This is a genomic window from Flavobacterium cupreum (assembly GCF_003996965.1).
GTDB lineage: Bacteria > Bacteroidota > Bacteroidia > Flavobacteriales > Flavobacteriaceae > Flavobacterium > Flavobacterium cupreum.
Genome location: NZ_QWDM01000006.1, coordinates 59,007 through 74,006 on the forward strand (window position 1 = coordinate 59,007; position 15,000 = coordinate 74,006).

Sequence of the window (15,000 nt, forward strand, 5' to 3'; positions counted from 1 at the left end):
CTTCTCAAAGCTTCTTCACGATAATTAAGAATCGCAGCCATTGTGTCTAACCCTTAACCGGTTTGCCTATGTTGTAGTTTCTTTATTTTTATTTTTTATAATGCCTGGCCCGTACTGGTATTCCCGCTGAATTAGTCGGGGAAGGGCTGGGTTATTATATTATCAATAACCATTATATTTTTTCTGCAATATCGCAGAACTGCAATCCATACAACAGCTATTAACTCATTCAAATAACCAAAACCAAATTATGCCTATGGTAAATTAATTAACAAGAAAAGCCTTCTATAACAGTGCGTCAACATAAGCTATAGAAGGCGAGAGAAAACCAAACTTTCGTTCAATTTTAATCCTTTTTAAATTTATGAAAAATCTTTCATTTAACAAAGGCAGGCCCTCCTGTCTTTGCATATTTATTTTCGCAATGCTGCTTTCCAATCAAATTTATTCCTCTGAACTAACGTTCGGAAGCTATGTGAAGCAGTCACAACAACAAATTACAGGAACAGTTACTGATGTCGCCGGACCACTTCCCAGCGTAACGGTCATTGTCAAAGGAACTACTACTTCAGCCGTAACAGATGAAAAAGGTAATTTTTCCATTACGGCCAGTTCTACAGACATTTTAGTGTTTACATTCATTGGCTATACCACTCAGGAAATTATCGTGGGAAGACAGACTTCAATAAAAGTAATATTGTCGGAAGATAGTACACAGCTTCAAGAAGTGACTATTAATGCCGGGTATTATTCAGTAAAAGAAAAAGAACGAACTGGGAGTATTTCAAGAATAACTTCCAAAGATATAGAAACGCAACCTGTAACTAATATGTTAGCAACTATGCAAGGACGCATGGCTGGAGTAAGTATCACGCAGAATTCGGGTGTTCCCGGTGGTGGATTTGACATCCAAATTAGGGGACAGAACAGTCTACGATCAGATGCAAACCGTCCGTTGTTCATTATTGATGGTGTACCCTATGCCAGTGAAACCACAGGGTTTTACTTAACTGCTGGAGCACAGCCTACAACAACAAGTCCGCTCAATAGCATAAATCCAAGTGATATTGAAAGTATTGAAGTATTGAAGGATGCGGATGCAACGGCAATCTATGGCTCGCGAGGAGCAAATGGTGTTGTCCTTATCACCACAAAAAAAGGTAAGGCAGGAAAAACCACTTTTAACGTTACAACAATGAATGGCACTGGACGCGTTACAAGATTTATGGATCTGATGAATACAGAGCAATATTTAGCTATGCGAAATGAAGCATTTGTTAACGACGGGATTCAACCCGGTCCCTCGGACTATGACGTGAATGGTACATGGGATTCCAATAAATATACAGATTGGCAAAAGGAGCTGACTGGTGGCACTGTACAGATTAATGATGTAAAATATTCAATATCAGGAGGCTCAGCAAAGACGCAATTTTTGATCAGTGGAGACTTTCATAAGGAAACAAGCGTATTCCCTGGTGAGTTCCGATATAAAAAAGGAGGAGTACATGTTAATTTAAACCATACATCGGATGATGAAAAATTCAGAGCCCAATTTTCTGGTGGATATACCGTTCAAGATAATCTACAACCGGGAACCGATCTTTCCGCTGTTTCCAAAAGGCTTGCGCCGAACGCTCCATCTTTGTATACTCCAGATGGAAATTTAAATTGGGAAAACAGTACATGGGAAAATCCGTTGAGCTTGTTGGAAAGCAAGACTAAAGGCAGGACAGGCGATCTTTTAGCAAATGTATTGTTCAGTTACCAAATATTGCCTGAACTCACAGTAAAGAGTAGTTTTGGATTTACTGACCTGCGACATGAGGAATCTCGAACGATGCCCTCTAGTATGTATGATCCCGCATACGAAGCAGGGAGCGAATATTCAATACTATACTTAAATACTACTTCGCGACGTTCATGGATTGTTGAGCCACAGGTAGAATGGTCCAAATCATGGAATAAAAGCAGGACAAGCGTACTTGCGGGAGTAACGTTCCAACAATTAAACGGCAGGCAGCTGGTTCAGGAAGGAGATGGTTTTGCGAGCAATGCGCTGATTTATAACTTAGCATCAGCCTATGTTGTAGATATCAGGAATGATAGCGAGCAGGATTATCGTTATCAGGCATTCTTTGGCCGGGCTAATTATAACTACGATGATCGGTATATAGTAAACCTTACCGGAAGGCGCGATGGTTCAAGTCGCTTCGGACCTGGAAAACAGTTTGCCTATTTCGGGGCAGTTGGCGCGGCCTGGCTCTTTACAAATGAAAAATTATTTAAAGAACATTCGACCTTTCTTAGCTTTGGAAAGCTACGTGCAAGTTACGGCACAAGTGGGAGCGACCAAATTGGTGATTATCAATTTATGGATACGTACACATCAAGTGGCAACAACTATAATGGTATAAGCGGTCTTCAGCCCACACGACTGTTTAATCCTGATTTTGGCTGGGAGAGTAATACCAAGGTGGAGGTTGCATTAGAAACAGGCTTTTTGAAAGACCGAATTTTCTTAACCACCGGATGGTACTCTAACCGTTCATCTAATCAATTGGTAGGAATTCCATTGCCGGGTACGACTGGGTTCAGTTCAATACAAGCGAACTTAGATGCGACTGTTGAAAACCAAGGAATTGAATTAACGTTGAGAACTGTGAATTTCCACACTGAAGAATTTGACTGGACAACAAGTTTTAATATTTCAGCTTCACGTAATAAGTTGCTGTCATTCCCAGATCTTGAGGGATCGACATACCAAAACCAGTATGTAATTGGTCGGGCATTAAATATCAGGAAAGTTTATCATTATACAGGACTTGATCCTGCAAGCGGCCTTTACACATTCCAAGATGTGAACGGCGACGGAAGCCTGTCAGCTCCCGAAGATAAGCAAACTGTTCTCGATCTGAATCCTAAATACTTCGGAGGGCTGCAGAATCAAATCAGCTATAAAGGGGTGCAACTTAATTTCCTGTTCCAGTTTGTCAAACAGGACAATTATAATGCGACCTACTTAGGAGGGATGCCTGGAATTATGAGCAACCAACCAATAACAGTATTAAACCATTGGCAGCATCCAGGTGATACATCCGGTTATCAGTTATATTCTTCAGGCGTAAACGGCGCAGCCGTCGAGGCATTTTCAAAATACTATGACAGTGATGCGACGATAACGGATGCTTCATATATCAGGCTGAAAAATGTTTCATTATCGTATACCATACCGGAAAAATGGTTATCAGGATTGAAGTGCCGGGTATTTGTCGAAGGGCAAAACCTGCTTACCATTACACACTATAATGGTGCCGATCCTGAATTCAGATCACCGGGTTTCCTGCCACCGCTTAAAATATTTACGGCTGGATTGCAATTTACCTTATAAAATAACTAGACCATGAAAAATATTATATTCAAATTTTCGATTTCACTTATGCTGCTGTGCTTCTTTTGTAACTGTGATAGCTTTGTAGAAATCGACCTACCGCCGGGACAGTTAAATACACCAAGTGTATTTGAGGATCGCACTACGGCCAACGCTGCTATGGCGGACCTATATGCCAAACTGCGCGATTCGGGATTGATTACAGGAAACGGTACTGGGCTGTCTAACCTGATGGGTAATTACACAGACGAGCTCATTTACTATGGAAGTGCAACAACAGGTATACCTCCGTTTTACAATAATACACTGACAGCTAACAATGGTACAGTTGCGTCATTTTGGAATGATAGCTATAATCAAATATATTCTGCAAATGCTATTATTCAGGGCGTTGCTGCCTCTGTATCATTACGACAGCCCGACAAGGATCAACTGACTGGAGAAGCATTGTTTGTCAGGGCACTTATTCACTTTTACCTTGTGAATCTTTACGGTGCCGTGCCGTATATTACCACGACCGATTATGAGATAAACCGTCATGCAGGTAGACTTGCCACTGAATTGGTATATCAATCAATCATTACCGATCTTGTGCAAGCACAGAACCTGATTGAAGAGGATTATGTTGTTGCTGAGCGCATCAGACCCAATAAAGGCGCTGCCATCGCTTTGCTTGCACGCGTTTATTTATATCATGGTGATTGGGCTGAAGCCTCAAATACAGCCAGTGTAGTACTTAATGATAGTCAATATGGTCTCGAAAGCAATGCCAATATGGTTTTTCTCAAAGGCAGTACATCAACAATCTGGCAGTTTAAGCCAATGGCAGAAGGTGTCAATACCGCTGAAGGGGGAAACTTTGTATTTACCTCTGGACCTCCACCGTTTGTCGCACTCAGGGAGGATTTAGTTAATGCTTTCGAGGCGGGTGATCACCGCCGCATATCTTGGATAGGTACAGTGAGTGACGGCTCAACAACCTGGTATTTTGCCAACAAATATAAAGAACAGACCAATACCGGAAGCTCAGTAGAATACTCAATCGTTTTGCGGTTGTCTGAACAATTCCTAATTAGGGCCGAAGCCCGCGCAAGGCAGGGTGAACTTAGTGGAGCTAAGGACGATCTTAATGTTGTAAGGCATGCTGCCGGGCTTGGTGATACGCCTGCTGTGAGCCAACAGGAAATCATAGACGCGATACTGCGCGAAAGGCGTGTGGAATTGTTTACTGAATACGGACACCGCTTTTTCGACTTGAAACGTAGCAACGCACTTGATACAACGCTTTCGACAGTTAAGACAGGCTGGAATACTACTGATGCTTTGTTGCCAGTACCAGAGACAGAACTATTGCTGAATCCCAATCTTGCACCACAAAATACCGGATATTGACTTATGAAGCATATTTCTTTATTTCGATATGTATTCTTTTTTTATTCTGTTATGATTACCTGCCCAGTTATGGGGCAGGTAATGCAAAAGGATTTAACACCAGCTGACTACAATTTATGGAGTCGGCTTTCTGTCGGGACACTTTCCGAGAATGGAAAATGGGCTAGTTTTAATGTGTCGTATGAAAACGGTGCGGACACTTTATTTGTGAAACGAACTGACGGAAAATCTTGCTTTGATTTTGCTCAGGGACAGGATGGTCGTTTCTTTGGGAAAGACAAATTTGCCTGCCTGAAAAGTGGATTATGCATTGCAAATCTTCAAACGGGAAATTTAAAAACTGTAAGCGAGGTAATTCGATATGAAATAACAAAAGAAAATTACATCATTGCTGAATCGCCATTTGGCAATGTCAATAAAAATTTGACCATTTATAATGAAGAAGGTAATATTTACTTCGACATTAAAAATGTCACTGCATGGTCGTATAATGTCAAATCAGATGCTATCATATATCAAACAAATGATACAGGAAGTCAGGCCATGTTGTTACTTCGACTGTCTAAAAACTTTCTCATCACCAAAATAGCGAAAACAGGCGAAACCGCAGCAACTAACTTTACTTGGCAGGACAATGGAGAATCGGTTGCGTTTCTTAAGAATGAGAACGAAAATACCAGTATAGGATTATATCGGCTAAATAATGCTAACTACATGGAAATCAATAAAGAGTATGTTCACGAATTAGATTCAAATAAAGTATTTACATCACTGCTGCGGATTTCACCCGATGGGCAAAAAGTGTTCTTCGAGATCGGGAATAATACATTCGACCAGAACAACAATGACATAGAAATTTGGAATACCGAAGACAAAGTAGTTTATCCAAGTAAGGTCATGACAAAAGGATACGAATTGATAGATAAAACCATAAGCTGGGAGCCAGATAGGGACAGTTACCAGTATCTCACAAATAACGAATTACCCCATTGTATAATTAGCGCTGATGGTAGACATGCTTTAGTATGGAACCCGAATGCTTATCAACCGCAACAAAAGCAAATTGGTGATACAGATTATTATCTGTTGGATATTGAAACCCGTGACAAGAAGTTGTTTCTGGCCAAGCAATCAGGCGATACAAATCAAATTTCTTTTTCTCCCAATAGTAATTTCGTTACTTATTTTCGTGAAAAGCAATGGTGGAATTATAATATTAGTACCGGTGAAACTATCAGTTTAACAGCAAAACTGAAGGTCTCTTTTGAAGATGAAAGATATGACTGGGCCGGTGATGTGCCGCCATACGGCACTGCAGAATGGACTTATGATGAATTAGGTGTATTAGTTCACGATGCATTTGATATCTGGAAAATTGTCTTAAACGGTAAAAGCAAAAGGCTTACTAATGGCAGGGAAACCAATACAATATTCCGGATTGTGACGCAAAATAAAAAGGAGGGTTTTTTCTATTTATCAAAGGAACAATGGCTAACCGGAACTACCGGGAACCGAACAGTGTACTACAGATGGAACGCGCATAGCACATGCAAACCTCTAATATATGATGGCTATTCGCAGTCTGAGCTGAAGGTCAATGCAAAAGGAGATGCAAAACTATTTGTAGAGCAAAACTATAACCTGCCGCCACGCTTGATGTATCAAAATAACGGAGTAATAGCGAGGTCACTCTATCAAAGTAACCCACAGCATTTTGGTTACAAGTGGGGAAAGGCTGTAAATGTAACTTACTCGAATTCTAAAGGGCAGCAATTGCAAGGCACCTTATACTATCCCGCCGGGTTTAATTCCACTAAACTTTATCCTGTTATTGTGAATATTTATGAATATTTATCCAAAGGATTTTATGAGTATGTAAATCCTACATTGCATAACCAAACCGGTTACAACAAGAGTAATTACATTTCACAAGGATATTTTGTATTCGAGCCAGACATTCATTACGAAATGGGAAATCCAGGATTATCAGCAGTCGATTGCGTGACGGCAGGAGTTAATGCGATATTACATATTTCTGGAATCGACAGCAAGAGAATCGGGTTGATTGGGCATTCATTCGGTGGGTACCAAGCTAATATGATAATAACTAGAACTAATCTTTTTGCAACCGCTGTAGTAGGAGCTGGAATTTCTGATTTAACCACTCATTTTCTTTGTATTAATGAAAATCGCGCACGACAAAATAATTATCATTTTGAGTCCGGACAATTTAGGATGAACGGCTCTCTTTTTGAATTAGCTGAAAATTATGCAGCCAATTCGCCATTGAATTTTGTTAAAAATGTAGATACCCCGTTGCTTTTATGGACGGGAAGGAACGATCGACAAGTATTACCAAGCCAATCTATGGAATTTCATCTTGCACTGCGTAGGCTTGAAAAATCAAGCGTTATGCTTGTATATCCCGAGGAAACGCATGCAATGAAGCGGAAAGCTGATCAGGAAGATCTGACAATTCGTATAATGGAATGGTTTGATCATTTCTTAAAAGATAAACCCGCCCTAGAATGGATGAAACCAGATAAGATTTAATGTAATTTAGACCGCATTAATTAGGAATTTTGTAGAGTTCAATTGTACACATGCCAGCAGCATTTTTGCCCCACAATTGGGTACCGCCTGGAAGGCCGTTAACTGTACAGAGTTGGTTACCAACATCAGCGCATAATCCTGCTTGCTGACAAATTGTACCTTGTGCGTTGTTTCTAATATATCCTTGAATAATGGTCCTCTTTGCAGTTTTTGAATAACCATTTACGAATGCAGTGCTAATTGACAATACTATGAAACATAATGAGGCTAATTTTTTGAAAGTATAATTTTTCATTGTTCTTTTTTTTAAATAATAATTATTAGAAATGCAGCCACCAAGGCTGCATTTCTTTTACAAATCAGTTGCTTACTGAATCTTGTAGATTTCATCAACGCAGCGATTTTGATCATTTTTTTTCCAAAGCTGTGTTCCTGTTGGCTGACCGTTGACAGTACAAAGTGGGCCATTAACATCGGTACACATGATTGATTCCGTACAGCTGGTGCCTAGCGGATTGTTTTTAATATGACCTCTAAAATTTGTCAGTGCTCCCTTTCCGCCAGAATTGTTCATAGCGTAGGTGCCGAAAGCACCGCCTAGCGCAAGCATAATAGCAAACGCCGGCAAGATTTGTTTGAATGTTTTCATAATAATAAATTATTAAAGATTGGGATCTACTCTATTTCAGGTTTTCGATCTTATCCCTGATATCGGCCGATATATCGTTGGCAATCATTTGACTGCATAATGTTTTGTGATGAGATCAGTTAGTTTATAGCTGACCAATGTGTGTCCGATGATTGCGTATAAATTGTTTCCGCTGGCGTACATTGCACGCAATTTCTTTTTTTTAATGTTGTATATGTAAAGGCTGCTTATATAACTGCGGTCTGTAATACTGTAAACATCTATAATGCTTGCTTGTTTCCATATCTTTTCGTCTTCATATTTCCCTATCAGCTCAGAATTGACAAATAGTAATCCATTGTATACAGCTGCAGTCCTATTAATAGACAAAGGTGGTGCAGACATTTTTTTTGCATTATGACTTTTGATGTACGATACCTTTATCTTAGCCTTGGAAACAGTATCGATAGTATTCCCGCGAGAATCCAGCGACAAGTCAGGATTTGCTATTATATATTGGTTTCTGTACAGGTAAACATATACAAGTTTTTTTAATTCTGCATCGTAATACAATGAACCATCTACATCGAAGTTCCCGTCAATTTGTTTTTGTAGCAGCCTCTGATTTATTTTGTTTCTTCCATCAAGTTTAGATAAACCCAAAATGCTTTCACCGTCTTTATTGTGGGTACGATATGCAATATTCACTGAATCAATTACAACTACATGCGAAAATGTTTTGTCTGGCCTAACTACATATTTCATTTTTAGTGATTTTAGTTCCCCTCGAAATACGCAAGGTACAGTGCCATCGACCAGGAATATCTGGGAACCCCTTACACGAACCTCCACGGAGCGATAAGGCAGGTCCATTTGGTCAATTTGCATTACATGTGGTTGAAGCTTCTTTAGTTTTTTGTCGACTGATGCAAAATATAGTGGTGCATCATAATTCCCTAAATAGATGCTGTCATCTGATTCCCCGGCAAAATAGTATCCTTTTAATTGGAGGTCGATTTCATAATTTTTCTCTACTTGATCTGAAAATCGCCTAATGAAATTATTACGGTGGTGCATGATATCTTCGGAAGTAAGAAACAGCACTACGACAATACCTACAGCAAATGCTGTTATAAATCCCATCACTGTTATTGCTCTAGCTGTTTTCATGACAGATTATATTGAAAGTTGCTAGATTGAACTAAGGCAGCAATGCCTCCCAGTATTATGAAAGCTAAATTAAAAACAAGATGCTGGTTCCATGTCATTTTCTCTAAAACGCCACCACAGGAACATGGTACGAATGAGCTGAAATTTAAAATGATGTAGATGTATGTGGTGAACATCACCATTAAACCAAAAGCAGAAAACAGCCCTACTGTTCGCCATTTTTCAGATAATAATAGTATGCTTATTAAAATTTCAAAGGCCGGTACTCCCCATGCTACATATCGGGCGAAGGCACTTAATAATGGGGACTGTGCAAGCTGTACACGAAAGTTTTCATAATCCAGTATTTTACTTACAGCTGCGTAAATAAATAGGGAGACAAATAGTAAGCAGATTAGATATACAAAAGTACTTTTAAAGGAGATAGATATTTTCATGACATCCATTTTTATCTCACAGTGGTTTATTCGAAAATAATGTGTTTGCAGACTAAAATATAATATTCCAACAGCTCATATTGAATTGACCACCACCGTGTTATTGTTTACAGATGCTAAATTAGATAGATATCTTTAGAGAATTGTTAACAAAACCGAGCCAAAATTTATAAAAACCGAGCCAATTTACACTGTTCTACAATATTCAAGCAAAAAGGCTGGCAAATGCCAGCCTCATACTGAAAAAAGTACTTGTTATTTTTCTCGCTCTAGCCTCCGAATATCATTCTTCAATTCCAAAAACATTTCTTCAATACTGCCGGGAACAATGTTTACACGTTTTTTGTCCTTTTTGCCTAGGTTACATTTGAATTCCCAAATCTGTTCGATCTCCGATGCTTTAACCTCGTAAGGAGTATAAAAAGATTCGTCAGATTCGACCACTAGCAAGTTTTTCTTGTTTTTATTTAATCGTTTGTAGACAATCCCATCATTTTTAGTCATGATAATGTATGTCCTGCCGTCAACTACCTCACCAAGTTTTTCTATATATTTGGCAACAATAACATCACCGTCTTCATGTGGGGGCATGGAATCTCCATCAACCGTAAATCCCCTGTGAAGGCCAGGTCCTAGAAAAGGAAGTGAGATGCGCGGCAGGCTTTCAATATATTCCGGATCTGAATATCCGTTCATATAGCCAGCTTTGGCTTTCTGAGTGACAATTTCAATAAGATTATCCCCTTCATTGTTGACAATAACTGGAAGAAGAAGCCTGTTATTTTCGAGTTTAACCAAGTCATCCATTTTAATTTTACGCACATCAGCGCAAAGCAGTATGTCAATGCTAATCCCATAATACTGGGATATTCTCTTTAAAATTTCATAGGGAGCTTCCGAAGTCCCGTCTTCGTATTTCACATACCTCCCTCGCGTTATTAGAAGGCTTTCAGCAAGCTTTTCCTGTGAAATTTTCTTTTTCATTCTCAAGCTCCTAATGTTGTCGGAAAATAAAGACATGATGATTTTGTTACGATTTAGAACATCAAATATATGATATTTTGTTCCAATCTGTGCTAATTTTGTTGAGTGCAAAAATGAAAGTTATGGCGAGGGCAATTGTACATATGGACTTGGATACTTTTTTTGTATCCTGTGAAAGACTGACCAATTCAGGATTGAATGGCATTCCGCTCATTATTGGCGGTGGTGAAAGAGGTGTTGTGGCATCATGTTCCTATGAAGCTCGAACCTTTGGCGTGCGATCGGCAATGCCAATTAAGATGGCACTGCGCCTTTGCCCCCAAGCAAAAGTGATGAAAGGTGATATGGAACTATATTCTAAATTATCCCATGCTGTAACCGAAGTTATCGAAGAAAAAGCACCGGTTATGGAGAAAGCCAGTATCGACGAATTTTATCTTGATATCACCGGTATGGATAAATTTTACGGCTCCTACACATGGACCAATGAGCTTGCCCAGTCCGTTACAAAGGAGACAGGACTGCCGATAAGTTTTGCCTTGTCGGTCAATAAGACGGTATCAAAAATTGCTACCGGTGAAGGAAAACCCAAAGGAAATCTTGAGATACCGGAAAACATGGTAAAACCTTTTCTTAATCCGCTGTCTATAAAAAAAATACCAATGGTAGGCGATGCCACTTTTCAATTGCTATCCCGTATAGGTATAAGGAATATCCAGACACTTTCCGAAATGCCGGCCGATGTACTGCAGCAGATGATTGGCAAGAATGGCATCGAATTGTGGAAAAAAGCCAACGGTATAGACCACAATCCCGTTGAACCTTACACCGAGCGCAAATCTATTTCTACAGAGCATACTTTTTTACAGGATACGATTGATATTGAAAAGCTCAAAAGAGTACTTCAGGGAATGGTGGAAAAACTGGCTTTTCAGCTTCGTTCTGAAGGCTGGCTTACCTCAACAGTGGTCATTAAAATACGCTATGCAAATTTCGATACCGAAACCAAACAATGCAGAGTCCAATACACGTCCGCAGATCATATCCTGATAAAGAATGTAACGGACCTTTTCAGTAAACTCTACCAGCGCAGGATGCGCTTGCGCCTGATAGGAATTCGGTTCAGCGGTCTGGTAAGGGGTACTTATCAAATCAACATGTTTGAAGACACGGAAGAAATGATGTCTTTGTACCAGGCTATGGATAGAATGAAAACCCGGTACGGCTTTGATGCCGTAATGCGTGGAGGAGGCGCAACATTCAAACCCAACAACAAAGATGAAATATTAAAAAGAAAAAAATAAGCCATGTACCTCAACTGCCATTCATTTCACAGCCTTCGCTATGGCACTATACCGGTTGAAGAATTGGTACAGCTGGGGATTCAATTCAAAGCAGAATCTATGGCACTTACTGATATCAATACGGTAACAGGCATTTACGATTTTATTAAATTATGTCAGGCTGCATCTATAAAGCCCCTTATCGGAATTGAATTTCGCTGCCAGCATATATTGCGATATATTGGTCTTGCCCTAAACCGTGAAGGTTTAGGAGAAATGAACCGATTTTTGACAAAGCATAATTTTGAAGATTCAGCGCTTCCGGTTTTTGCGCCGACTTTTGAGAATGTTATAGTTATTTATCCTATCAGCAATGCCCCGGCTAACCTACGGGAAAACGAATACATCGGTATCAAGCCTAATGAGCTTCTTATATTATATAAAGAAAAATGGAAAAACAGGTTAGATAAAATGGTGATGCTGCATCCTATTACAATTAGGAATAAAAAAGAATATAACCTTCATAAAATATTACGTGCTGTCGATCTAAACGTGCTAGGGTCAAAATTAACTATGGAGAATTATTGCAGTGATTCAGAAACAATGTTGCCCCTTTCAGAATTATTGGAAAAATATATGCTCTATCCTACTATTATTAAGAATACCCAAAGCATAATTGGAAGGTGCAATTTTGAATATGAATTCGGTATACCGCGCAATAAAAAATATTTCACCAACAGCCGCGATGAGGATATGCAACGGTTGAGAGAACTCGCCCAGAAAGGAATGATCAAAAAATATGGTCCTGATAATATTATTGCAAAACAGCGTGTTGACAAAGAGCTAAAAGTCATTGAAGAATTGGAGTTCAGCGGTTATTTTCTCATAACATGGGATATTATTAGATATAGTATCAGTATGGGCTTTTTGCACATAGGAAGGGGCAGCGGAGCTAACAGCATTATCGCATATTGTCTGGGCATTACCGATATCTGCCCTATTGAACTGGATTTGTATTTTGAGCGCTTTCTGAATGTAAACCGAAAAAGCCCGCCAGATTTCGATATTGACTGGTCATGGAAAGAACGTGATATAATATTAGAATATATCTTCGACCGCTACGGAGTTGAGCATGTTGCTTTCTGCGGCACCAATGTTGAGTTTAAATATCGGTCAATATTCAGGGAAATTGGAAAAGTATTTGGACTTCCAAAAGAGGAACTTGATGCCTTGGCTAAAAACCCGTTAGAACTTCACGATAATAATAAGGTGGTGAGGATGGTTCAGGAATACGGAATGATGCTTGAAAAATATCCCAATCAGAGAAGTATGCATTCATGTGGGATTTTGATTTCTGAAGAACCTATTACAAATTTTACAGTGCTGGAAATGCCACCAAAAGGATTTCCAATCGCACTGTTCGATATGCATGTGGCAGAAGATATTGGTTTTGAGAAATTCGATATTTTGAGCCAGCGCGGTATAGGACATATTGATGATAGTGTCAAACTGATACGTAAGAACCGTGGTATAAATGTCGATATTAGGGATACATCGCTTTCTAAAGATGAGGCTTTATGCAATCAATATTTAGGTCGTGGTAAAACTATCGGCTGTTTTTATATTGAAAGTCCCGCAATGCGCGGGCTTCTCCGAAGACTACAATGTAATAACTATAAGATCCTTGTGGCCGCATCGTCTATTATTCGTCCTGGCGTTGCCCAAAGTGGAATGATGAAGGAATATATTTTCAGACACAACAACCCGACACAATTTGAATACTTCCATGAAGTATTTAAGGAGCAACTCGGTGAGACGTATGGCATAATGGTATATCAGGAAGACGTAATAAAGATTGCCCTGCATTATGGAGGACTTCCCGCTGCAGATGGGGATATATTGCGCAGGGCTATGAGCGGAAAAGGAAGGTCAAAATCCGCCCTTCAGAAAGTAAAAGATAACTTTTTTGAATGCTGTGAGCGTCAAGGTCATCCTTTTGAACTTAGCCAGGAAATTTATCGCCAGATCGAATCGTTTGCTGGATATTCTTTCTGCAAAGCGCACTCAGCATCGTATGCAGTAGAAAGCTATCAGAGCTTATACCTTAAAGTACATTATCCAATTGAATTTATGGTTGCGGTTATTAATAACCAAGGAGGTTTTTACAGAACTGAAGTGTATGTGCATGAAGCCCGGATGTCAGGTGCAGCTATACATAATCCATGTGTAAATAAAAGCGAATATGAAACTACACTTTATGGTGTCGATGTTTACCTTGGGCTTATGCATCTTGAAGGATTGGAAACAAAAATAGCGGGGCACATAGTTACCGAGCGTCAGTTAAATGGAGAATATAAATCACTGGAAGATTTTATAAATAGAGTACCGATTGGCATCGAAGGAATCCAAATATTAATATTTATTGGAGCATTCCGTTTTACGGGAAAAACAAAGAACCAGTTATTAGTCATTGCAAGGCTGATACTGGTTAATTTCAAACCTGAAAATCGCAGTTTGATGCTCCTTCAGGAACCGGTAAAGGAATACAATCTCCCGGTTTTAGAACGTTCAAGGTTTGAAGATGCTTTCGATGAAATTGAATTATTAAGCTTTCCCGTTTCCTGCACGCCGTTCGATCTGCTGCAAACAAAATTCCGAGGCAATGTAATGGCAAAAGACTTATTGCAACATCACAAAAAAACGGTAAAAATGCTGGCTTATTTGATCTCTCGAAAGCACGTTCCTACAAAGATGGGAGCAATGTTTTTCGGAACATGGATAGATGTTGAAGGAGAATTGTTTGATACGGCTCATTTTACTGGCAGTCTTAAAGAATATCCCTTTCAAGGAGGAGGGTGTTACCTGCTGTTAGGAAATGTGCAGGTCGATTATCACTTTCCTACGATAACAGTAACGAAGATGGCTAAAATGCCCTTTATACCAGATCCGAGGTATTCTGAAAGTAATGAAAAACAATATGATGCACATAGAAATATCCGCGAAGATATAAGCATGACCCAGAGAGCACCATACCCGCAGGAGCATGAAATAGGTCTGCCGCGACATAAAATGGGAAATGCCTGAAGATGATCAGTAAAAACCACGTAAAAATACTTGTTTTTACTTTTTGAGGTTTTTCCGTAAGGATATAGAAAAAATATT

At 39.4% G+C, this 15,000-nt stretch carries 10 protein-coding genes; 5 read left to right on the forward strand and 5 right to left on the reverse strand.

Annotation, left to right across the window (positions count from 1 at the left end):
* Positions 1 to 364 precede the first annotated feature (364 nt).
* Genes D0817_RS10475 through D0817_RS10485 form a run of 3 tightly spaced genes read left to right on the forward strand, consistent with a single transcriptional unit; the run spans position 365 to position 7,336 of the window.
* The gene (locus D0817_RS10475; protein WP_127338352.1) at positions 365 to 3,391 is read left to right on the forward strand and encodes a SusC/RagA family TonB-linked outer membrane protein; all 3,027 of its coding nucleotides are present in this window, start codon (positions 365 to 367) and stop codon (positions 3,389 to 3,391) included.
* A 12-nt stretch (positions 3,392 to 3,403) separates the two neighbouring features.
* Positions 3,404 to 4,783 (forward strand): RagB/SusD family nutrient uptake outer membrane protein, encoded by a 1,380-nt coding sequence (locus D0817_RS10480; RefSeq protein WP_127338353.1) that lies wholly within the window; start codon positions 3,404 to 3,406, stop codon positions 4,781 to 4,783.
* 3 nt (positions 4,784 to 4,786) lie between these two features.
* Entirely contained in the window at positions 4,787 to 7,336 is a 2,550-nt protein-coding gene (locus D0817_RS10485; RefSeq protein WP_127338354.1) for an alpha/beta hydrolase family protein, read from the forward strand.
* A gap of 16 nt (positions 7,337 to 7,352) precedes the next feature.
* On the opposite strand, the gene D0817_RS10490 is transcribed toward D0817_RS10485, so the two are convergent.
* The 5 genes from D0817_RS10490 to D0817_RS10510 form a co-directional block, all read right to left on the reverse strand.
* The gene (locus D0817_RS10490; RefSeq protein WP_127338355.1) at positions 7,353 to 7,631 is read right to left on the reverse strand and encodes a hypothetical protein; all 279 of its coding nucleotides are present in this window, start codon (positions 7,629 to 7,631) and stop codon (positions 7,353 to 7,355) included.
* Between the two features lie 72 nt (positions 7,632 to 7,703).
* Complete coding sequence (locus tag D0817_RS10495) at positions 7,704 to 7,985, reverse strand: DUF6520 family protein (protein ID WP_127338356.1); 282 nt, start codon at positions 7,983 to 7,985, stop codon at positions 7,704 to 7,706.
* A gap of 84 nt (positions 7,986 to 8,069) precedes the next feature.
* Positions 8,070 to 9,134, reverse strand: a complete 1,065-nt coding sequence (locus D0817_RS10500) for a hypothetical protein (protein ID WP_127338357.1) — start codon at positions 9,132 to 9,134, stop codon at positions 8,070 to 8,072.
* Complete coding sequence (locus D0817_RS10505) at positions 9,131 to 9,571, reverse strand: MauE/DoxX family redox-associated membrane protein (protein WP_127338358.1); 441 nt, start codon at positions 9,569 to 9,571, stop codon at positions 9,131 to 9,133. The genes D0817_RS10500 and D0817_RS10505 overlap by 4 nt, the downstream gene beginning before the upstream one ends.
* A 255-nt stretch (positions 9,572 to 9,826) precedes the next feature.
* Positions 9,827 to 10,555 carry an XRE family transcriptional regulator gene (locus tag D0817_RS10510; RefSeq protein ID WP_306462212.1) on the reverse strand — a complete coding sequence of 243 codons (729 nt, stop codon included), beginning with the start codon at positions 10,553 to 10,555 and terminating at the stop codon, positions 9,827 to 9,829.
* Positions 10,556 to 10,677: 122 nt separating this feature from the next.
* On the opposite strand from D0817_RS10510, the gene dinB reads away from it, so the two are divergent.
* Together dinB and D0817_RS10520 are read left to right on the forward strand one after the other, a co-directional pair.
* Positions 10,678 to 11,859, forward strand: coding sequence for a DNA polymerase IV (dinB, locus tag D0817_RS10515; protein ID WP_127338360.1), 1,182 nt, complete (start codon positions 10,678 to 10,680; stop codon positions 11,857 to 11,859).
* Positions 11,860 to 11,862: 3 nt separating this feature from the next.
* Positions 11,863 to 14,922: a DNA polymerase III subunit alpha gene (locus D0817_RS10520; protein ID WP_127338361.1), complete on the forward strand. Its 3,060-nt coding sequence runs from the start codon at positions 11,863 to 11,865 to the stop codon at positions 14,920 to 14,922.
* Positions 14,923 to 15,000: the final 78 nt, after the last annotated feature.

Coding starts and splice junctions, on each gene's coding strand:
- dinB (WP_127338360.1), top strand. CDS start 10,678: ATGGCGAGGGCAATTGTACATATGGACTTGGATACTTTTTTTGTATCC.
- D0817_RS10475 (WP_127338352.1), top strand. CDS start 365: ATGAAAAATCTTTCATTTAACAAAGGCAGGCCCTCCTGTCTTTGCATA.
- D0817_RS10520 (WP_127338361.1), top strand. CDS start 11,863: ATGTACCTCAACTGCCATTCATTTCACAGCCTTCGCTATGGCACTATA.
- D0817_RS10490 (WP_127338355.1), bottom strand. CDS start 7,631: ATGAAAAATTATACTTTCAAAAAATTAGCCTCATTATGTTTCATAGTA.
- D0817_RS10505 (WP_127338358.1), bottom strand. CDS start 9,571: ATGAAAATATCTATCTCCTTTAAAAGTACTTTTGTATATCTAATCTGC.
- D0817_RS10500 (WP_127338357.1), bottom strand. CDS start 9,134: ATGAAAACAGCTAGAGCAATAACAGTGATGGGATTTATAACAGCATTT.
- D0817_RS10495 (WP_127338356.1), bottom strand. CDS start 7,985: ATGAAAACATTCAAACAAATCTTGCCGGCGTTTGCTATTATGCTTGCG.
- D0817_RS10480 (WP_127338353.1), top strand. CDS start 3,404: ATGAAAAATATTATATTCAAATTTTCGATTTCACTTATGCTGCTGTGC.
- D0817_RS10510 (WP_306462212.1), bottom strand. CDS start 10,555: ATGAAAAAGAAAATTTCACAGGAAAAGCTTGCTGAAAGCCTTCTAATA.
- D0817_RS10485 (WP_127338354.1), top strand. CDS start 4,787: ATGAAGCATATTTCTTTATTTCGATATGTATTCTTTTTTTATTCTGTT.